Annotated in this window: 21 protein-coding genes; 9 read left to right on the top strand and 12 right to left on the bottom strand. The window is 69.2% G+C overall.

All coding sequences use genetic code 11. From position 1 onward, the window contains the following. The first annotated feature begins 83 nt into the window (after window positions 1-83). Window positions 84-854: an arginyltransferase gene (locus AC4GYY_RS02720; protein ID WP_491118588.1), complete on the top strand. Its 771-nt coding sequence runs from the start codon at window positions 84-86 to the stop codon at window positions 852-854. A gap of 5 nt (window positions 855-859) precedes the next feature. On the opposite strand, the gene AC4GYY_RS02715 is transcribed toward AC4GYY_RS02720, so the two are convergent. From AC4GYY_RS02715 to AC4GYY_RS02700, 4 genes are all read right to left on the bottom strand, one after another. Continuing rightward, window positions 860-2,737 (bottom strand): CHASE4 domain-containing protein, encoded by a 1,878-nt coding sequence (locus AC4GYY_RS02715; RefSeq protein WP_491118586.1) that lies wholly within the window; start codon window positions 2,735-2,737, stop codon window positions 860-862. Further along, entirely contained in the window at window positions 2,734-4,611 is a 1,878-nt protein-coding gene (locus AC4GYY_RS02710) for an EAL domain-containing protein (RefSeq protein WP_491118584.1), read from the bottom strand. The genes AC4GYY_RS02715 and AC4GYY_RS02710 overlap by 4 nt, the downstream gene beginning before the upstream one ends. A 114-nt stretch (window positions 4,612-4,725) precedes the next feature. Next, window positions 4,726-5,610 carry an ROK family protein gene (locus tag AC4GYY_RS02705; protein WP_491118582.1) on the bottom strand — a complete coding sequence of 295 codons (885 nt, stop codon included), beginning with the start codon at window positions 5,608-5,610 and terminating at the stop codon, window positions 4,726-4,728. Next, the gene (locus AC4GYY_RS02700) at window positions 5,607-6,053 is read right to left on the bottom strand and encodes a MarR family winged helix-turn-helix transcriptional regulator (RefSeq protein WP_491118580.1); all 447 of its coding nucleotides are present in this window, start codon (window positions 6,051-6,053) and stop codon (window positions 5,607-5,609) included. Before AC4GYY_RS02700 ends, AC4GYY_RS02705 begins: the two co-directional genes overlap by 4 nt. 78 nt (window positions 6,054-6,131) lie before the next feature. Between AC4GYY_RS02700 and hppD the strand changes: the two genes are divergently transcribed. The 4 genes from hppD to AC4GYY_RS02680 all read left to right on the top strand — a co-directional run bounded on the left by hppD (window position 6,132) and on the right by AC4GYY_RS02680 (window position 9,911). Continuing rightward, entirely contained in the window at window positions 6,132-7,202 is a 1,071-nt protein-coding gene (gene hppD / locus AC4GYY_RS02695; RefSeq protein ID WP_491118578.1) for a 4-hydroxyphenylpyruvate dioxygenase, read from the top strand. A gap of 155 nt (window positions 7,203-7,357) precedes the next feature. After that, on the top strand, window positions 7,358-8,635 hold the full coding sequence (gene hmgA / locus AC4GYY_RS02690) for a homogentisate 1,2-dioxygenase (protein WP_491118576.1): 1,278 nt from the start codon (window positions 7,358-7,360) through the stop codon (window positions 8,633-8,635). Continuing rightward, window positions 8,599-8,982 carry a Rieske (2Fe-2S) protein gene (locus AC4GYY_RS02685; protein ID WP_491118574.1) on the top strand — a complete coding sequence of 128 codons (384 nt, stop codon included), beginning with the start codon at window positions 8,599-8,601 and terminating at the stop codon, window positions 8,980-8,982. Before hmgA ends, AC4GYY_RS02685 begins: the two co-directional genes overlap by 37 nt. A gap of 35 nt (window positions 8,983-9,017) precedes the next feature. Then, on the top strand, window positions 9,018-9,911 hold the full coding sequence (locus AC4GYY_RS02680; protein ID WP_491118572.1) for an alpha/beta fold hydrolase: 894 nt from the start codon (window positions 9,018-9,020) through the stop codon (window positions 9,909-9,911). A 38-nt stretch (window positions 9,912-9,949) separates the two neighbouring features. Here AC4GYY_RS02680 and AC4GYY_RS02675 read toward each other — a convergent pair whose 3' ends face one another. From AC4GYY_RS02675 to dapA, 5 genes are read right to left on the bottom strand one after another with little or no spacing between them, the layout of a single operon-like run. Further along, complete coding sequence (locus tag AC4GYY_RS02675; RefSeq protein WP_491118570.1) at window positions 9,950-10,498, bottom strand: DUF2062 domain-containing protein; 549 nt, start codon at window positions 10,496-10,498, stop codon at window positions 9,950-9,952. Continuing rightward, a complete protein-coding gene (gene smpB, locus AC4GYY_RS02670; protein WP_491118568.1) occupies window positions 10,498-10,980 on the bottom strand; it encodes an SsrA-binding protein SmpB in 483 nt (160 codons plus the stop codon). The genes AC4GYY_RS02675 and smpB overlap by 1 nt, the downstream gene beginning before the upstream one ends. A gap of 58 nt (window positions 10,981-11,038) precedes the next feature. Then, window positions 11,039-11,188 carry a hypothetical protein gene (locus AC4GYY_RS02665; RefSeq protein ID WP_491118566.1) on the bottom strand — a complete coding sequence of 50 codons (150 nt, stop codon included), beginning with the start codon at window positions 11,186-11,188 and terminating at the stop codon, window positions 11,039-11,041. Next, complete coding sequence (locus tag AC4GYY_RS02660; protein WP_491118564.1) at window positions 11,185-11,397, bottom strand: hypothetical protein; 213 nt, start codon at window positions 11,395-11,397, stop codon at window positions 11,185-11,187. The genes AC4GYY_RS02665 and AC4GYY_RS02660 overlap by 4 nt, the downstream gene beginning before the upstream one ends. Continuing rightward, window positions 11,397-12,281, bottom strand: a complete 885-nt coding sequence (gene dapA, locus AC4GYY_RS02655) for a 4-hydroxy-tetrahydrodipicolinate synthase (protein ID WP_491118562.1) — start codon at window positions 12,279-12,281, stop codon at window positions 11,397-11,399. The genes AC4GYY_RS02660 and dapA overlap by 1 nt, the downstream gene beginning before the upstream one ends. Window positions 12,282-12,357: 76 nt before the next feature. On the opposite strand from dapA, the gene AC4GYY_RS02650 reads away from it, so the two are divergent. The 4 genes from AC4GYY_RS02650 to AC4GYY_RS02635 are packed head-to-tail and all read left to right on the top strand — an operon-like array spanning window position 12,358 to window position 17,930. Continuing rightward, entirely contained in the window at window positions 12,358-14,361 is a 2,004-nt protein-coding gene (locus AC4GYY_RS02650; protein ID WP_491118560.1) for a lytic transglycosylase domain-containing protein, read from the top strand. Window positions 14,362-14,404: 43 nt separating this feature from the next. Next, window positions 14,405-15,715, top strand: coding sequence for an MFS transporter (locus AC4GYY_RS02645; protein WP_491118557.1), 1,311 nt, complete (start codon window positions 14,405-14,407; stop codon window positions 15,713-15,715). Further along, on the top strand, window positions 15,712-16,632 hold the full coding sequence (cysK, locus tag AC4GYY_RS02640; RefSeq protein WP_491118555.1) for a cysteine synthase A: 921 nt from the start codon (window positions 15,712-15,714) through the stop codon (window positions 16,630-16,632). The genes AC4GYY_RS02645 and cysK overlap by 4 nt, the downstream gene beginning before the upstream one ends. Continuing rightward, window positions 16,629-17,930, top strand: coding sequence for a cell wall hydrolase (locus tag AC4GYY_RS02635; protein ID WP_491118553.1), 1,302 nt, complete (start codon window positions 16,629-16,631; stop codon window positions 17,928-17,930). The genes cysK and AC4GYY_RS02635 overlap by 4 nt, the downstream gene beginning before the upstream one ends. A gap of 6 nt (window positions 17,931-17,936) precedes the next feature. Here AC4GYY_RS02635 and AC4GYY_RS02630 read toward each other — a convergent pair whose 3' ends face one another. The 3 genes from AC4GYY_RS02630 to modA are packed head-to-tail and all read right to left on the bottom strand — an operon-like array spanning window position 17,937 to window position 19,967. Next, window positions 17,937-18,539: an ATP-binding cassette domain-containing protein gene (locus AC4GYY_RS02630; RefSeq protein ID WP_491118551.1), complete on the bottom strand. Its 603-nt coding sequence runs from the start codon at window positions 18,537-18,539 to the stop codon at window positions 17,937-17,939. Then, the gene (gene modB, locus AC4GYY_RS02625) at window positions 18,529-19,212 is read right to left on the bottom strand and encodes a molybdate ABC transporter permease subunit (RefSeq protein ID WP_491118549.1); all 684 of its coding nucleotides are present in this window, start codon (window positions 19,210-19,212) and stop codon (window positions 18,529-18,531) included. The genes AC4GYY_RS02630 and modB overlap by 11 nt, the downstream gene beginning before the upstream one ends. Next, the gene (gene modA / locus AC4GYY_RS02620) at window positions 19,209-19,967 is read right to left on the bottom strand and encodes a molybdate ABC transporter substrate-binding protein (protein WP_491118547.1); all 759 of its coding nucleotides are present in this window, start codon (window positions 19,965-19,967) and stop codon (window positions 19,209-19,211) included. Before modA ends, modB begins: the two co-directional genes overlap by 4 nt. Window positions 19,968-19,989: the final 22 nt, after the last annotated feature.

Genomic DNA, 19,989 nt, shown 5'->3' with positions numbered 1-19,989 from the left:
GTGAATCCGATTTTCACGATATCCCCCCCGCCCGGCGGCTGCGTTAGACATGCATCGATGATCGGGCAGCGGACCATGCGGCGGTGACGGCGCCTTTCAGATTTCCCCGATTCTTCGTGACGTCGCCGTCGCCCTGCCCGTATTTGCCCGGCAAGCAGGAGCGTAAGGTCTTCACCGAATTGCGTGGGCCGCACGCCGACGAATTGAACGATGCGCTGGGCCGGATCGGCTTCCGCCGCAGCCAGGGCGTCGCCTATCGGCCGAGCTGCGCGGGCTGCAGCGCGTGCATCTCAGTCCGGGTCGTCACCCCGCAGTTCCAGCCGAATGCGACCCAGCGCAAGCTGATCCGCCGCAACGCCGATCTCGACGTCACGGGCTGCCGTGCGTGGGCGACCGACGAGCAGTTCCAGCTGCTGCGCCGCTATCTCGCCGCCCGCCATCCGATCGGGGGCATGGCCGGCATGGACGAGGAGGATTACGCCGACATGATCGAGCAGTCGCCTGTCAATTCGGTGATCGTCGAATATCGCGAACCGTCGATCGGCGGCGCGCAGGGACGGCTGGTGGGCGCGTGCCTGACGGATCGGCAGGCGGACGGCCTGTCGATGGTGTACAGCTTCTACGACGCGGACCACGAGACGCGCCGGGGACTCGGCGCCTACATCATCCTCGATCACGTCCTGCGCGCCCGTGTCGCGGGGTTGCCGTACGTCTATCTCGGCTACTGGGTGAAGGGGTCCAGCCGGATGGCCTACAAGATCAAATATCGCCCGCTCGAAATGCTGACGCCCGCCGGCTGGCGGCGGATGCCCGACGCGCTGTTGCCGACGGCGCGGGCGACGGTGGCCGCCTAACAGCGCTACGCCGCCTTCGCCGCCTTGTTCGACGCGCTCGTCGCCGCAGGAGCCTTGAGCGTCAGCACGGCGACCGCGCCGCGGCCCTTGCCTTCGCTCTCCAAGCGGAGGGACCCTTCCATCGCCGTCATCGAATTGGCGCACCAGTGAAGCCCCAGCCCGCCCGATTTGTGCGGCCGGGTGGAAAAGCCGCGCTGGAACAGGGTCGCGCCGACCTCGGGCGGGAAGCCTTCCCCATCGTCGCGGATCCGCACCGTCACCCGGTCGGCGGCGCGGATCGTCACCCCGATCGTGCCGCTCTCGCGCCCGGTCGCGGCGATCGCCTCCGCGGCGTTCGCGAGCATGTTGCCGATCACCTGCGAAAGGATCACGCGATTGGCCAGCACCAGGCACGGCTGCGCCGGAAAGGCGAACGCGATCGACGCGCCGCCCGAATAGCGCGCGATGGTCGCGTTCTGGGCGACGATCTCGGTGACGTCGCAGACCGCCAGTGGCGGACGCTCGTGTGCATGCGCCTGCTGCTGGCCGATGATCTCGAGCACATGCCGCATCGCGCTGCGGCCGATCTCCAGCTGACTCAAGCGCTCGTCTCGGGAAGCGTCGCCCGCTTCGACCGCCGCGGCCACAAAGGCCGCCAGCTTGCGCCGGCGCGCGTCCGGGATGTCGCAGCCCGCCAGTTCGGCGATCGCGCGATCGACCATCGCCCGGTCGACCGGCGAGGTCTGCGCCGCGCCCTGGCTCAGGATGGTCGAGATCGGATTGAGCGCGTTTCGGACGTTGTGCATCACCGCCACCGCGCTCTCCGACCGCCCAAGCGCGAAGCTCTGCGCCTCGAGCTGCTCGCGCATGTCCTTCAGCTGCCGCAGCATCGCGTTGAAGCTCTTGCCGAGTGAGCCGATCTCGTCATGTCGCCACTCTTCGTCCAGCAGCGTCAGCGAGCCCGAGGCGCTCACCATCCCCATGTGATTCTCGACCCGGCCGAGCGGGCGGAGCACCAGGCGGGAGATCACCCGTCGCAGCACGATCAGGACGAGCAGCAGCAGCAGCGTCGATCCCGCGACCGCCAGCAGCAGCATCCGCCGACCCAGCACCGACACCTCGCGCGACACGCTGAAGTGGGCGCTCGCGACCGCTCGCCCGCCCGCGCCGTCGACCGGCACCGCGATCGTCATGCGTGCCGACGTCGGATCGATCACCGTTCGGTCGGCCGGCGTCAGGTCGATTCTCGCGGCGAGCTGGAGCAGATCGGAGAGCTGAGCGGAGGTGATCGTACGCGCCATAAGGACGTAGCCCCGCGGCTGACCCGTCCCGTCGCTGCGGCGGACCTTCGCCACGCCGACCGCGGCGACCACATCGCCGAGCCGCGTGTAGAAGCTGGTCGAACTGCTCGCGCCGAGGAGGCGGCCCAGGTCCAACCCGCGCACCGCCTCCACCAACCGCGCGCGCCCCCGCGGCGAGTCATTGCGCCGGCCGTCGATCCAGCGGGCGATGACGACGCGCCGGTCGCGCCCGACATATGCCATGCCGCTGACGCCGAGATTCGCCATGGCCAGCGGCGAGAAGCTCTCTCGTTCGAAGGCCGAGGTCGGCCGCGCCATATAGTCGTAGCTCGCGGTCCAGTCGCCATAATCCTTGACTGCGCTCTCGACCTTGCTGCGATATTCGGCGAGCGCGGCGCGCGTCCGGTCGACGTGCGCTTCGACCGCCTTCTGCTCCAGCCGGCTGAAGCTCGGCGTAATGACGCTGGCGAGGAGCAGGGTGATGCCCAGCGAGCCGACGATCCCGACTGCGGTCAGGATCAGCACCAGCCTGGCGCCGAGCGAACGGGGATTGCGCAGCGTGTCCCACCGGACCCCGCCGCGGATCGCGGCGGGCTCGGTCACCCCTCGGTTCCCGTCGCGGGCAGATCGAGCGTCGCCCCCACGAAGCGGGCGTGGGCGACACCGCGCGCATCCTCCGCGCACATCGGGCGCGCGAAGTAATAGCCTTGAAGATGACTCGCGCCGGCGAGGCGGAGCGCCTGGACCTGCGCCTGCGTCTCCACCCCTTCGGCGATCACGCCGAGCCCCAGCGCGCGGCCGAGATGGATGATCGAGTGGACGATCGCCGCCGACTCGCGCTCGCGCCCCATGCCGTCGATGAAGCTTCGATCGATCTTCAGGCTGTCGAGCGCGAACTTGCGGATATTGTAAAGCGAGGAATAGCCGGTGCCGAAGTCGTCGAGCGCGATGCGGAACCCCATCTGGCGCAGCTTGTAGAGCGTCTCGGCGGCGCGCTCGGCATCGTCGAAGATCGCGGTCTCGGTGATTTCGATCTGGAAGCGGCTGGGCTCGACACCGGCGCGCTGGACCTGATCGACGATATAGCCGACGAAGTTATGCCGCCGGAACTGGCGCGGGCTGAAATTCACCGAGATGTACTGGCCGGGCCACTCCTTGAGCACCTGGAGCGTTTCGGCGAGCACCCAGTCTCCCAGATCATGGATGAGGTTCGATTCCTCGGCGATCGGGATGAACGTCGCGGGGCTGATCGGCCCGTGTTCGGTGGTCTTCCAGCGCAGCAGGGCTTCAAAGCCGATTACTTCCAGCGCGTCGCGGCTGACGATCGGCTGATAGACCATCGCCAGCTCGCTGCGAGCGATCGCCTGGCTGAGCCCGGTCTCGATCCGTCGACGAACGCGGATGCCTTCGTCCATGCTCTCGTCGAAGAGACGCGCGACGCCCCGCCCCTGCCGTTTGGCGTCGTTGAGCGCGAGGTCGGCGCGCCGCATCAGGTCGATCGGATCGCGGTGACCGTCGGCGCCGGCGGTAACCACGCCGGCCGAAGCCGATCCCTGCACCGAGTGCCCCAGCACCTTCAGGGTCGTCGAACAGGCGGCGACGAGGCGCTGACACGCCATGCAGGCGGCGTCCCCGCCCGGCGCGTCGAACAGGATGCCGAACTCGTCGCCGCCCAGGCGCGCGACCATCGCCTCCTCGGGCGCGGCGCGCTGGAGGATCTGACAGGCCTCGCGGATCAATTCGTCGCCCGCGAGATGGCCGAGCGTGTCGTTGACCAGCTTGAAGCGATCGAGGTCCACCATCGCGACCGCGAACACTTCGGGCTGCCGGGATCGCTCGGCCAAGGCCCGTTGAAAGGCGAGCCGGTTCGGCGCCTCGGTCAGCGCGTCGTGCGTCGCCATGTGGATGGCGCGGCTCTCGTTCGCGGCAAGTTCGGCCGACTGCTCCTCGAGCCGGATCACCTGCTCGGCGAGCTTCGCGCGCGCCACCGCGAGCGCCCGATCGTTTTCCCAGCGTTTGCAGAGCGCGGTGGCGGTCTGGACGATCTCCGCCACTTCGAAGGGTTTGGCGAGATAGAAGATCTTGTCGGTCGGCCCCGCGGCCCGGCTGATCTCGGCAGGCGAGAAGTCCGAATAGCCGGTCACCATCACCAGGTTGATCTCGGGATCGAGCGCCCGGATGCGCGCCGCGGTCTCCTTGCCGTCGATCCCGGGCGGCATCCGCACGTCGATGAACGCAAGCCGGAAAGGACGCCCTTCGGCCAAGGCGGCCTGGACCGCCGCCACCGCATCCAGGCCCTGGCTGCAATAGACCGGATCGAAACCGCCTTCGGTCGCCTCGGACGATGCCAGCGGCTCCTCGCCGAACAACTCGGCCGCCATGGAGGACAGCGCGGCGCTGGCGGCGACCGCCGGCGCGAAACAGCGCCGGTAGGATTCGCGCATCGCGGGTTCGTCGTCCACGATCAACAAGCGCATCGCCGTCAGCCCTCCTGCCCGGACCGACCGATCCGCCGGTTATGATTGCTCACGGGTAAGCGAACCGGGTTAAACGCGCGTAAACACCCTCGCTCGGCGCAGTCTTTGCGTTATCTACTCAAGGGCCTGCGCACCCAGCACGACCGCGCCTAACGGACCCGCGCGATCGCCCAGCGCCGCCGGAACGACGAACGTGTCGATGTCCTCCACCTCGGCGAGCGCGACATAGCCGCCGAGCGACTGACGCAGCGCATCACGCACGCGCGGCAACAGGAACGGGCTTCCGACCATCATCCCGCCTCCCAACACGATGCGCCGCGGCACCCCGGTCAGGGTCACGACGTGGAGCAGCTGCCCCAGCGCGTCGACCACAGGGCGCCAGGCCGGGTGGTCGGCGGGCAGGTCCTGGCCCCTGATCCCCGTCCGTGCGGCGATCGCCGACCCGGAGGCGAGCCCTTCGACGCACGCGCCGTGAAAGGGACAACCGCCGACCCAATCGTCCCCTGCCAAGCGACGCGGGCGGACGTGGCCGAGTTCCGAATGGGTCAGGCCGTCGACCGGACGCCCGCCGGCGATCAGCCCGACCCCGACGCCGGTGCCGACCGTGACATAGGCGAGATCGGGAAGTCCGATCCCGGCGCCCCACCGCGCCTCGCCGAGCGCCGCGCCGACCACGTCGGTATGGAATCCGGTCGGGACGCCGCAGTGCGCGGCGATCCGCCGCGCCACGTCCGTACGCGACCAGTGCGGCTTCGTGGTGACGGTGATCTGCCCATAGTCGCCGGCAGCGCGGTCGATCGAGACCGGCCCGAAGCTCGCGATGCCGACCGCGGCGAACCCGCGCCAGGTGTCGAGCACCCCTTCGATCGCAGCGAGGGTCTCGGCGGGGCGGGTCGTCTCGATCCGCTTCTCCTCCAGGATCGCGTCGGGACCGCGCGCGAGGATCAGGTTGCATTTCGTGCCGCCCAGCTCGACACCGGCGATCAGCGGATCGGTCATGCCGGATCCTCCATCGCGGCGGCGTCGATGCGGCGGAGCATCGCCGTGAACGCCGCCAGTTCCGCCGCATTGAAGCGACCGAACAGTTCGGTCTCCATGGCCAGCGCCTTGGGCGCCACCGACTCGTAGAGCGACTGCCCCTCCCCGGTCAGCGACAGCAGATGCGAGCGGCGATCGCCGGCGTTCGGCGCCCGGGCGAGCAGCGAGCGTCCGACCAGTGCGATTGCGGCGCGACTGACGGTCACCTTGTCCATCCGCGTCCGCTCGCCGATCTCGGCCTGGGTGATCGCGCCTGCTTCGGCGACGACGGCGATCAGCCGCCATTCGGGGATCGTCAGGCCGAACAGAGCCTCATAGGTGCGCGCAATCCGATCGCTGACCAGATTGGACGTGATCGAGAGCCGATACGGCAGGAACTTGTCGAGCTGGAGGCGGTTGGCCATCGGCGGGACCGTAGCATTTGACACCGCCCGCTCAATCGGGATAATGGTTTCATCTGATACCAGTTGGGAGCAGGACCGATGGCGCTCGACGACCCGCAAGCCGATACGACCAGCACGCCCGTGAACCCGCTCGGCCTCAACGGCTTCGAGTTCGTGGAGTTCACCTCGCCCGACCCCGAGGCGATGGCGCGCCAGTTCGAGATGCTCGGCTTCGTGCCGAGCCACCGGCATCCGACCAAGAACATCACCCGCTACAAGCAGGGTCGCATCAACCTGATGCTCAACCGCGACGAGGCCGGGCGCGTGAAGGAGTTCCGCAACGCCCACGGCGCATCCGCAAGCGCGATGGCGTTCCGGGTCGCCGATCCATCGCAGGCCGTCGAGTGGGCGCTGGCGCACGGGGCCGAGCGGACCGAGGAGGACGATACCGTGATCCGCGGGATCGGCGGGTCGTACCTCTACTTCATCGAGGACGGACACGATCTCTACGCCGACTGGGCCGAGTTCCCCGGCTGGCGCGAGCGCGAGGCGGAGAACACCGTCGGCCTGGACCTGCTCGACCACCTGACCCACAACGTCCGGCGCGGCCAGATGCGGGTGTGGAGTGAGTTCTACAAGACGCTCTTCGGGTTCGAGGAGCAGAAGTATTTCGACATCAAAGGGAAGGCAACCGGGCTGTTCAGCCAGGCGATGATCGCCCCCGACAAGGCGATCCGTATCCCCTTGAACGAGAGCCAGGACGACAATTCCCAGATCGAGGAGTTCATCCGCCAGTATCAGGGAGAGGGTATCCAGCACCTCGCGCTGACGACGGACGACATCTTCGACACGGTCGAGCGGCTCCGCGCGCGCGGGGTCAAACTCCAGGACACGATCGAGACCTATTACGAACTGGTCGATAAGCGCGTCCCAGGCCACGGCGAGGATCTCGAACGGCTCCGTCGCAACCGCATCCTGATCGACGGCTCGGTCGAGACCGGCGAGGGCATCCTGCTCCAGATCTTCACCGAGAACATGTTCGGCCCGATCTTCTTCGAGATCATCCAGCGCAAGGGCAACGAGGGCTTCGGCAACGGCAACTTCCAGGCGCTGTTCGAGAGCATCGAGCTGGACCAGATCCGTCGAGGCGTCATCAAGGTCGAGGAGTAAGGGGTATTCCTCCCCGTTCACGGGCAGGGGGACCATGAGCATTCAGCGAATGGTGGAGGGGGCTCTCCTCCTCGATACGCTTATAGGGAGGAGAGCCCCCTCCGTCTCGCTTCGCTCGCCACCTCCCCGTAAACGGGGAGGATCAAGGAAGTGACATGACCACCTACCTCCCTGGCTTCGGCAACCACGTCTCCACCGAGGCCGTCCCCGGCGCGCTGCCGATCGGTCGGAACTCGCCGCAGAAGCCCGCCTTCGGCCTCTACGCCGAGCAGCTCTCGGGCACCGCCTTCACCGCGCCACGGCACGAGAACCGGCGTTCGTGGCTCTACCGCCTCCGCCCGAGCGCCGAGCACCCGCCCTTCACCCGCTACGAAGGCGCCCCCCGCTTCGCCCCCGGCACCGTCAAGGAACCGCTCGCCCCCAACCGCCTCCGCTGGGACCCTGTCGCAGACAGCGCCGCCGGGACCGACCTGATCGACGGCATGACGACGATGCTCGCGAATCGCGATCCCGCCGATCTCGAGGGCGTCGCGCTGCATGTCTACAGCGCCAACCGCGACATGGACGCGCGCGTCTTCGTCGATACCGACGGCGAATTGCTTTTCCTGCCCCAGGAGGGGCGCCTCGACCTCCTCACCGAACTCGGCCCGATTGAGGTCGCGCCCGGCCAGGTCGCGCTGATCCCCCGCGGCGTCCGCTTCCGCGCGCTCCTCCCCGACGGCGCGGCGCGCGGCTATGTCGCCGAGAATCACGGGGCGATGTTCCGCCTCCCCGATCTCGGCCCGATCGGCGCCAACGGCCTCGCCAACCCGCGCGACTTCGAGACCCCGGTCGCGTGGTTCGAGGATCGCGACGAGACGTTCGAGGTCGTCCAAAAATATCTCGGCTCGCTGTGGCGGACCGAGATCCACCACTCCCCGCTCGACGTCGTCGCCTGGCACGGCAACCTCGCGCCGTGGCGCTACGATCTGTCGCGCTTCAACACGATCAACACCGTCAGCTTCGACCACCCCGATCCCTCGATCTTCACCGTGCTGACCTCGCCCAGCGACGTGCCGGGCCGCGCCAACGCCGATTTCGTGATCTTCCCGCCGCGTTGGATGGTCGGCGAGGACACGTTCCGCCCGCCCTGGTTCCACCGCAATATCATGTCGGAGGCGATGGGGCTGCTGACCGGCGCCTATGACGCCAAGGCCGAGGGCTTTCGCCCGGGCGGTCTTTCGCTCCACAATCTGCTGAGCGGCCACGGCCCGGACAAGGCGACGTGGGAGGCGGCGTCGAACGCCGAACTCAAGCCGCACAAGATCGGCGGCACGATGGCGTTCATGCTCGAGAGCTGCTGGCCCTACCGTCCCACCCGCTTCGCGCTCGACCATTCGCAGCCCGATTACGACGAATGCTGGGCGGACTTTCCCAAGGCGCGGCTGCCCTGACCGAGCGCCTGACCGCGACCCCCGCCGGCGTGAAGCTCGGCGCGCTCGACCTGATCGCCGACGGCGCCGCGCGCGGCTTCGTGCTGGAGATGAAGGCGGGTCGCTTCCACGGCTTCGTCGTGCGGCGCGGCGAGAGCGTCCACGGCTATGTCGATCGGTGCCCGCACATGGGGCTACCGCTCGCCCAGGTGCTCGACGATTACGTGCAGGGCGACCGGATCGTGTGCTCGTGGCATGGCGCGATCTTCGCGGTCGAGGACGGACGCTGCCTGGGCGGACCATGTCCCGGCGCACGCCTCTCCCCCTGGCCGGTCGCGATTCGGGAAGGCTCGATTGTGACGGTTTAGTTGCAGCTTAATCCTGGCTGATGCATTCTCGTCGGATGGCCAAGCTGCGCGCGAACGGGATCGAGATCGAATATGAGAGCCACGGGCGCGAGAGCGACCCGGCGCTTCTCCTCATCATGGGACTCGGTGCGCAGCTGACCGTCTGGCCCCTCCCCTTCGTCGAGGCGCTGGTCGCGCGCGGCTTTCGGGTGATCCGTTTCGACAATCGCGACGTGGGCCTCTCGACCAAGATCGAGCGCGGCGGCGTGCCGAACCTCTACGCGCTCGTGGCCCAGCGCTTCCTGCGCTTCCACCCGCGCGTGCCCTACACGATCGGCGACATGGCGGAGGACGCCGCCGGGCTGCTCGACGCGCTGGGGATCGCGCGCGCGCACGTGGTCGGCGCATCGATGGGCGGGATGATCGCGCAGCACTTCGCCGCGAGCTGGCCCGAGCGCACGCTCTCGTTGACTTCGATGATGTCGACCACCGGCAACCCGATGCTGCCGATGGCGTCGTTCGATGCGATGCGGGCGTTGATCCGCCGGCCGCGCTCCGACGACATGGAGACGCTGATCGCGCACGGGATGGAGCTGACCCGCACCATCGCCGGTCCGGGCTATCCGATGGACGAGGAGATGCTGCGCGCCCGCGTCCGCGAGAACATCGAGCGGGCAAGCTACGCGCCCGGCTTCACTCGCCAGCTCGCGGCCATCATCGCCGACGGCGACCGGCGGGCGATGCTTCGGACGATTCGCACACCCACCGTGGTGATCCACGGCACCACCGATCCGCTGATCCCACCCGCCTGCGGTCGCGATACCGCCGCGAACATCCCGGGTGCTCGGCTGGTCGAGATCGAGCGGATGGGCCACAGCCTGCCGGTCGAGCTGATCCCGCAGATTGTCGATGCGATCGCTGGGGCGATGGAAAGGCGGCTGGCCGCCTGAAGCCCTTCCGTTCGTGCCGAGCGAACGGGGAAGTTGGATCAGCGCCGCCGCGCCTTCCACTTGCGGGCGATCCACAGCCGCCAGCCGACCGCCGCGAGCGCATAGCCGAGTACCGCCATCACGACCGCCAGGATCAGCAGCCCCACCGCCAGCGCCGGGGCGGCGTCCGACACCAGCCACTGCGCCCAGCCGAGCTGCGCCGCGTCGCGCACCGGCTGGCCCGGCACCACGGTGTCGAGCCGCAGTGCCCACTTGCCGGTCCAGTACGCCGCGGCCCAGATGAGCGGGGTCGTCAGCGGGTTGCTGATGAAGGTCACCAGCGAGGCCACCGGCACGTTGGCGCGGATCGGCAGGGCCAGCAGGGCGGAAAACGCGATCTGCGCGACCGGAAACAGGATGCCGGTGATCATGCCGAGCGCGACGCCGCGCGGCACCGACCGGCGCGTGAACCGCCACAGCTCGGGCGCAAGCACGCGGTGCGCGACCGGGCGGAGCAGCCTCGAGCGCGCCATCGACTCGCGCGTGGGCAGGTTCCGCCGGCACCAGCCGATCGACCGCTGCCAGACCGACGGCGCCAGCGAGGCCATCAGCCGTGATCCTTGAGGATGCGGCCGGCCTCCTTCTTCCACTCGCGCTCCTTGATGTGCTCGCGCTTGTCGTGCGCCTTCCGGCCTTTCGCCAACGCCAGCTCCACCTTCGCCCGCCCCTGCGAGTTGAAATAGACGGTCAGCGGCACGAGCGTCATGCCCTCGCGCGCGACCGCGCCGTGCATCTTGTTGATCTCGCGTTCGTGAAGCAGCAGCTTGCGCGGGCGCTTGGGCTCGTGATTGAAGCGGTTGCCGTGGCTGAACTCGGGAATGTTCGAATTGACCAGCCAGACGCCGTTGTCCTTCACCTCGGCGTAGGATTCGGCGATCGACCCCTCGCCGAAGCGCAGGCTCTTCACCTCGGTCCCGGTCAGCGCGATCCCCGCTTCGTAGGTCGTCTCCACCGCATAATCGAACCGGGCACGGCGGTTCTCGGCGACGATCTTCTTCTTGTCGAAGGTGGCGGGCTTGGGACGGGGCATGGGAGGGGTGGACTTAGGCCGTGCGGCGGAATGCGCAATCCCGGCCGGACGAAGCAACCTATTCCGCCGCCTGCTCCCGAGCCTCGCGCTCGCGCTTGGCTCCAGCCTGGCCGATCGCATGAGCTCGGCAAGCGGCAAGGTGCAGGCCGACGCCGAATACGAGAGCGAAGATCGCAGGCATATAGGGTGCCAGCCAATCGATCCTCATCCGACCTCCTCCTGCTCAAGTAGCGTGAGCCATCCAAAATACATAAGCCCGATCGCGACCATAGACCAGACAAGGGCCGCCGTATCGAACGTGACTGCGGAATAGACCCTGACGGCTGCCGCCGCGGCGAGCGCCCCGCCGGAGTTGAAGAGCAGGCTCGCAACCATCTTCAGACGTTCGTTCGCGACGATGATCGAGGGCGGACTCATCAAATCACCGCCGCCTTCGCCAGCCCCGCGTCCACCGCCGCCCGGCTCGCCTCGGACGGCCGGGTCATCGGCAGTCGAAGCGCCTCCGGGAAGCCGGGCCGCACCTTGGTCATCGCATATTTCACCGGCCCCGGTGAGGCGTCGGTGAACAGCGCCGTGTGCAGCGCGAACAGGCGATCGTGGAGCGTCCGTGCCGACGAATAGTCCCCGTCCACGCATGCCGCCTGGACATCGGCGCACAGCCGCGGGGCGACGTTTGCGGTCACCGAGATGCAACCCGTCCCGCCCAGAGCATTGAACGGCAGCGCGAGATCGTCGTTGCCCGAAAGCTGGCAGAAGTCCGGACCCAGCGCCGCGCGATGCTCCGACACGCGCTGGAGTACGCCGCTCGCATCCTTCACCCCGACTAACACCTTGGGGAACGCCGCGACGATCCGGACCAGCGTCGCCGGCAGGATGTCCGTCACCGTCCGCGCCGGGACGTTGTAGAGCACGATCGGCAACGGCGCCTTACCGGCGAGCGCCTCGAAATGGCGGAAAATGCCCTCTTGCGAGGGGCGGTTGTAATAGGGCGGCACCATCAGCGCCGCATCCGCTCCCGCCTCGTGCGCGGCGCGCAGGTTCTGCGCCGCGACGAGCGTGTCGTTCGACCCCGCGCCCGCGATCACCGGAACGCGGCCCTTCGCCTGATCGACGCAGACGCGGACGACGCGGAAATGCTCCTCGAAGGTCAGCGTCGCCGCCTCCCCCGTCGTGCCGCAGGCGACCAGCGCGGCGGAGCCTTCTGCGATCTGCCACTCGACGAGGTCGCGGTAAGCGGCTTCCGCGAATGCGCCGTCCGCGTCGAACGGCGTGACCAGCGCCGGGATCGAGCCGTGAAACATGAGATGCCCCTCGCGTGCGACGAATTAATCGGCTTTCGTTCAGGACAGATACGGGCGGGCGCTCTATCCTGTCCACATGGCGGTGACAGGTTTGAAGGCGGGCTCATTGATCGCGATATTCGCAGGGACCGCGGCGATGATGCTCGTCGCGCAGGACGGCGCGTACGATGCGCGCATGGCAAACGGGGGTGCGCAGACCCCGCCGCCGCAATCGCCTTGGGCGCCGAGCATGGCGTCGACACTCGCGACCTGGAAGGCGCTTCAGCAGACCGATTCGTTGCCCTTCGACAGCTATGCCTCGTTCCTGCTCGCCCACCCCGGCTGGCCCAACCAGACCGCCAACCGCAAGGCGGCGGAACGGCAGGCGGGGCTCGGCTCGGCGAGCCCTTCGAACATCGCCGCCTTCTTCCGCCGCTTCCCGCCGCTGACCGGCGCGGGCGGCGTCGCCTACGCCCGCGCACTCGCGGCGAGCGGACGGATCGCCGAAGCGAACGAGGCGGCGCGCCAGGCGTGGCGCCAGGGCGCGCTCTCCTCCACCGACGAGGGGACGGTGCTGACCCAGTTCGGCGGCGCGCTTACGCCTCGCGACCATGACGGGCGCTTCGACGCCCTGCTCTGGCAGGGGCAGACCGGCGCGGCGGCGCGGGTGCTGCCGCTGACCAGCGCGGGCGCGCGGCCGCTGTTCGAGGCTCGGCTGGCGTTCCGGACCAGGGCGCAGACCGCCTCCGACCTCGCGACCGCCAACGACGCCGCGGGCGCGGCGGATGCGGGCTACGTCGCCGACAAGGCGGTGTGGCTGCGCAATGCGGGCGCCTCGCCGAGCGCACGTGCGTGGCTCGCGCGCACCCGCACCGGCATGGTTCGCCCCGGCGACGTCGCCGCGTTCTACGACGTGCTCCTCACCAACGCGCGCGGCGCGGCGGCGGACCACCAGTGGCAGACCGCCTACGACATCGCGCGCCAAGTCGACGACGCCTATCCGCCTGGAACCGACGTCTCGAAGACGCCGTACGCCGAACGAGACCCGTACACCTCGCTCGTCTGGCTGGCGGGAACCGTGGCGCTGAAGCAGCTCGCGCGACCCGCCGACGCGATGACGATGTTCGATCGCTACGCGCGCGGTAGCCTCGCCCCGCAGACGCGCGCGAAGGGCTTCTACTGGGCCGGGCGCGCGGCCGAAGCGGCGGGCCGTCGCACCGACGCCGATGCCTTCCTCATCCGAGCGTCGGGCTATCGCGACCAATATTACGGCCAGCTCGCGACCGAGCGCCTCGGGCGCGCGCTCGTCGGCCCCCCGCCGGCCCCGCGTCCCGCGATCGATCCCACGGTGCGCCAGGCCTTTTACGCACGCGAGACGGTGCGCGCGGCACAGTTTCTCGGCCAGGTCGGTCAGTGGCAGGATCAGACCGCGTTCGTGAAGGTCATCGCCGGCGACGTCCAGACGGACACGGATCACGCGCTCGCGGACGAGCTGTCGCGGAGCCTGGGCCGTCCTGACCTCGGGGTGCTCGTCGGGCGCTCGGCGATGCAGAACGGGCTGACCGCCTACAGCGCTAACGCCTTCCCCACCGTCCCCGTGCCCCCCGGCTACGAGGATCGCTGGACGATGATCCACGCGATCAGCCGCCAGGAGAGCCAGTTCGACCGCGCCGCGACGAGCAGCGCCAGCGCCCGCGGCCTCATGCAGCTGATGCCCGCCACCGCGCGCGAGCAGGCGGGCAAGCTCGGCCTGTCCTACGACGCGGCGCGCCTGACGACCGACACCTCGTTCAACGTCATGCTCGGATCGAGCTATTTCCAGCGCATCTTCGGGATGTACGGCAGCTACCCGCTGGCGATCGCCGCCTATAACGCCGGACCAGGGAACGTGAATAAGTGGCTGGCGGCGAACGGCGATCCGCGCACCGGCTCCGTCGATCCGGTCGACTGGGTCGAGGCGATCCCCTATTCGGAGACGCGCAACTACGTGCAGCGCGTGCTGGAGAATGCGGTCGTATACGATCTGATGTACCCGGCTCGGGGCAAGAGCCGGGGGCCGGCGAACCTCAGCTGGTATCTGGGGAAGACGCGGCCGGGCTGAGGCGGGTGGGAATCGCCGGGCGAAGGCCCTAGAGGCTGACGCGATGGCCGCCGCTCCGCATCCCTTCCGCATCGCCAACTTCCGCTTTTATTGGCTTTCCCGCCTCGCCGGGACGATCGGCCAGACCGCGCTCGCGATCGTGATCGGCTGGCAGGTCTATGGCCTGGCCCGCCAGACGATGGACATTCGCGAAGCGGCGTTCCTGCTCGGAATGATCGGTGCCGCGCAGTTCGTGCCGCTGTTCGTGTTGACCCCGGTGGTCGGGCTGGTCGCGGACAGCGTGGATCGGCGCTGGATCGTCCGCGCCACCACGGCGCTGATGCTGGCGATCGTCGCGATGCTGGGCCTGCTGACCTGGCAGGGCGCGCTGACGCTGCCGGCGCTGTTCACCGCTGCGGTCTTCATCGGCGTCGCCCGCGCCTTCTCCGGCCCCGCCTATTCCGCGCTCGCCCCCAATCTCGTCCCGCGCGAGGTGCTGCCGACCGCGATCGCGGTGTCGTCGATCGCCTGGCAGGTCGGCTCGATCGCCGGGCCGAGCCTGGGCGGGCTGCTCTACGCGGTTCATCCCGACGTCGCCTACGCCACCGTCGCCGCGCTGCTGACGGTCGCGCTCGGCGGGATCTTCCTGATCGGCAAGGTGCCTCAGCCGCCGACCCAGAAGGATCACCGCGTCCTCGCTCGGATCGTCGACGGCTTCGCCTACGTCCGCCAGAACCGGCTGGTGCTCGCGGCGATCACGCTCGACCTGTTCGTGGTGCTGCTGGCGGGAGCGACCGCGCTGCTGCCGATCTACGCGCGCGACATCCTTCACGTCGGCGCGTCCGGCCTCGGCTTCCTCGCCGCCGGCATGGGCATCGGCGCGACCGCCGCTGCGGTCTTCTTCTCGGTTCGCCCGATGAAGCACAATGTCGGGGTCAAGATGCTCGCCGCGGTGATCGTGTTCGCCTTGGCGATCCTGACCTTCGGCGTGTCGCGGAGCTTCGCGCTCAGCCTTGCGGCGCTGATCGTCGCAGGCGCGGCGGACATGGTCTCGGTCTATGTGCGATCTTCCCTGATCCAGCTGCACACCCCTGACCACATGCGCGGGCGCGTCAGCGCGGTCAGCCAGCTCACCATCTCGGCGTCGAACGAACTCGGTGAGTTTGAATCCGGCCTCGCCGCATCGCTGCTCGGGCCCGTCGGCGCGGTGGTGGCGGGCGGCGTCGCGGCGATCGGGATCACGCTCCTCTGGTCGCGGCTGTTCCCCGAGCTGAGGCTTGCCAAGACCTTCGATCCGCCCGAAATGCCCCGTCCGGAGTCGGAAATGACCGACTCCCCAAATCTCGAACCCAAGCACGGAGTGGCCCAGCCATGAAGGCGAACACCATCCTCGAGACGATCGGCCGAACCCCCCACATCCGCGTCCAGCGGCTGTTCCCGGACAGCGAGGTTTGGATCAAGTCGGAGCGGTCGAACCCCGGCGGGTCGATCAAGGACCGCATCGCGCTCGCCATGATCGAGGCGGCGGAGGCAGACGGCAGCCTCAAGCCCGGTGGCACGATCATCGAGCCGACCTCGGGCAACACCGGCGTCGGCCTGGCGATGGTCGCCGCGGTCAAGGGTTACAAGCTGATCCTCGTGATGCCGGAGTCGATGTCGCTCGAGCGTCGCCGCCTGATGCTCGCTTACGGCGCCAGCTTCGATCTGACCCCCCGCGAGAAGGGGATGAAGGGCGCCATCGAACGCGCGCTCGAGCTCGTCGCCCAGACCCACAACTCGTGGATGCCGCAGCAGTTCGAGAATCCGGCGAACATCGACGTCCATGTCCGCACCACCTCGCAGGAGATCCTGGAGGACTTCGGCGACACGCCGATCGACGTGCTCATCACCGGCGTCGGCACCGGCGGCCATATCACCGGCGTCGCCGAGACGCTCAAGAAGACCTGGCCCGATCTCAAGGTCTATGCGGTCGAGCCGCAGGCCTCGCCCGTCATCTCGGGCGGGCAGCCGGGGCCGCACCCGATCCAGGGGATCGGCGCGGGCTTCATCCCGGCGAACCTCCATACCCAAGCGCTCGACGGCGTGATCGAGGTCGACGCCGCGGTCGCCAAGGACATGGCGCGCCGCGCCGCGCGTGAGGAAGGGATGCTCGTCGGCATCTCGTCGGGCGCGACCCTTGCCGCGATCCTCCAGAAGCTGCCTGATCTGCCCGACGGGGTGCGCGTGCTCGGCTTCAACTACGATACCGGCGAGCGCTATCTGTCCGTCCCGGACTTCCTGCCGGAGCAGTGACCGCAGCGACCACCGGCGCGCGCACCGGGCTCGGCAGTCTTGCCGCGCGCCTCAACATCATCCTCGCGCTGATCGCACTCGCAGCGCTGGTCCTGCCGCTGCTGTTCGCGCGCCATGCGCCGGTCCAGCCGCCGCGGCCCGGCGTCGCGAGCAAGATCCTGCTGCCGCGCCGCGTCGTTCCTGCCACCGTCGTTCCCGAGGTCGAGCCCGTCCAGCTCCAGGACGTCTCGCCCGAGGACGCACGCGCGTTCAACGACTCGCTCCCCCTCGTCGTCGGCGGGGTCGATCCGGCGCGGCCCTACCGGATGCTCGGCGGCGCCGACGACGTCGCGCGCGCGACCGATTGCCTGGCCGCCGCGGTGATCTACGAGGCGGGCGACGACGCCGTGGGCGAGCAGGCGGTCGCGCAGGTGATCCTCAATCGCCTCCACCATCCCGCATTCCCGAAATCGGTGTGCGGCGTCGTCTTTCAGGGGTCGGAGCGATCGACCGGCTGCCAGTTCACCTTCACCTGCGACGGTTCGATCGCGCGCCGCGCACCGGGGCAGGCGGCATGGCGCCGCGCGCGCGAGGTCGCGACGGCGGCGCTGTCGGGGTTCGTCTTCAAGCCAGTCGGACTCGCGACGCATTACCATACCGATTACGTGGTCCCTTATTGGCAATCGAGCCTCGACAAGATCGCGCAGGTCCACACCCACCTGTTCTTCCGCTGGACCGGGGTGTGGGGAACGCCGCCCGCATTCCGCAGGACGCCACTCACCGCCGAGCCGCCGGAGCCTCAGCTCGCCCTGCTGTCCGATGCGCACAAGCTTGGCGGCGATGTCGGCGTCGACGGGGTGATCGCCGCCACCCCCTTCTTCGGCCGCGCCGCGATGCCGCTGCCCGGCGACGCCAACGTCTTCATCACCGCCCTCAACCCGGCGCAGGCGGCGAGCTTCGCGGCGATGGCGCAATCGGCGTGCGGCGATCGCGACAAGTGCAAGTTCATGGGCTGGACCGACACCGAACAGATGCCGTTCACGGCATTGATGGCGCCGGGACAAATGGCGGCGATGTCGTTCAGCTATCTCCGCGACCGTACCAGCAACCTCGAGCGGACGCTGTGGAACTGCGCCGAGTTCAAGCGCCCCGCGGGACAATGTATGAAGCGGAGCGCGATGCGCGCGGCTTCCCCGCCGGTCGACGACGGTGAGGCGGACGCTGTCGCGCCGACGCCGGGCCCCGTGGACCTGAAGGGCGTGCGGAGGAAACCGGCCGCGTTGCCGATGCCCGCCCCGTCTCCGAGCCCGGCGGTCTAGCCTCCCTCACATTCGGACGATCGTCTGCCCCAGCCGATTTGCTTCGCCCTCGTCATGGGTGACGATCAGCATCGGCAGCGCCACCTCGTCGCGCACCCGCTCGATCATCCGCATGGCTTCCTCGCGCCGTGCGCGGTCGAGCGATACCAAGGGTTCGTCAAGCAGCAGGAAATCGGGCTGCGACAGCAGCGCCCGCCCGATCGCGACGCGCCGTGCCTCGCCTCCGGACAGCGTCCGCGGCCAGCGATCGAGCAGCCGGCCGATGTCGAGCATCCGCGCGATCTCCGCGGGATCGGTCTTCGCCGCCGCGCCGTACAGGAGGTTCGCGTGGACCGTCAGATGCGGGAACAGCCGCGGCTCCTGGAAGACGTAACCTGCCCGCCGCTCATGGATCGGAACCGCATGGCCGCTGGCGCTGTCGAGAAGCATTCGGCCGCCGACCAGCACCCGGCCGCGGTCGGGACGGACCAGCCCCGCGATGATGTCGAGCACACTCGTCTTTCCCGCTCCCGACGGCCCCACCAAAGCGACGGCGCGACGATCGGTCGCGAAGGTCAGGGCGATCTCGACCTCGCCCCGGCGCACGAGCACGTCGACGTCAAAGGACATGCGCGCCCCGAGCATAGCGCCGTGCCAGCAGCTCGGCGGCGACCAGCGCCGCCAGCGACACCGCGACCGAGATCGCCGACAGACGCCACACCGTCGCTTCCGCGCCGGGCTGCTGGAGCGCGGCGTAGATGGCGAGCGGCAGCGTTTCGGTCTCGCCCGGCACGTTCGAGACGAAGGTGATCGTCGCGCCGAACTCGCCGATCGAGCGCGCGAACCCCAGCACCGCTCCGGCCAGCACCCCGGGCAAACAGAGCGGCAGCGTGATCGAGCGGAACACCCGCCACGGCGTCGCTCCCAGAGTGCGCGCCGCGTCCTCCAGGCGCGGGTCGACCGCCTCGATCGACAGCCGGATCGCGCGCACGATCAGCGGCAGCGCCATCACCGCCGCCGCGATCGCCGCGCCGGTCCATCGAAACAGGACAGTGCCGCCGAAAATCGCGAGCACCTTCCCGAGCGGCCCGGCCGGTGCGAAGGCCAGCAGCAACAGCCAGCCGGTCACCACGGGCGGCAGCACCAGGGGCAAATGGATCGCCGCATCGAGCAGGACCCGCCCCGGAAACCGCCGTCGCGCCAGCAACCAGGCGAGCGCGAAGGCGATCGGCAGCGACGCCGCCACGGCGGTCCCGCCGACCAGCAGAGAGAGGCGGACGATCCCCCAGACGTCAGCGGTCAACGCGGACCGAACCCGTAGCGCGCGAAGATGGCCTTGCCTCGCGGGCTCAGCAGGAAGCGGCGGAAGCCCTCCGCGTCGCGGCTGGTCGACGCCTTGAGGCGCGCGAGCGGATAGACGATCGGCGGATGGCTCCGCGCCGAGAAGACGCCGACGATCCGGACCGCCGTCGAGGCGCGGGCGTCGGTCGCGTAGACGATCCCGAACGGCGCGGCGCCGCGCTCAACCAACGCCAAGGCCGCCCTGACGCTGTCGCCGCGGACGACATGGCCGGCGAGCGCGGGCCAGGCGCCAAAGGCGACCAGCGCCGCCTTGCCGTACTTGCCGGCGGGCACGGATCCGGGGTCCGCCATCGCCAGCGGTCCGGCGCCGAGCACGCGGCGAAGCCCGCCCGCGGTCATCGGCACCGCACCGCGCCGCGCCGCCGGGGCGACGATCACCAGGCGATTGCTCAGCCAATCCGCCCGCGTCCCGGTCGCGAGCAGCCCTTTCGCCTGGAGCACGTTCATCCAATCCTTGTCGGCGGAGGCGAACAGGTCCGCGGGCGCCCCAGCCTGCACCTGACGCGCCAGCGCCGAGGATGCGGCGAACGACACCACAGGGCGCGGGTGACCGGCCCTTGCCCAGACGTCCGCCGCGTCGGACATCGATTCTTGCAGGCTCGCGGCGGCGAGGACCAGCGGTCCCCTCGCCTGCGCCTCCGCCGATGCCGCGGCCAGCGCGCCCAACAGCCCGATCAGGGCGACGACGAACCGCATGATGGCACTCCCTTTCGTTCCG

It is taken from the genome of Sphingomonas sp. SP6 (assembly GCF_058313435.1).
Note: the sequence above shows the minus strand (reverse complement) of the source record. Positions and strands in the feature narration are given on the sequence as shown.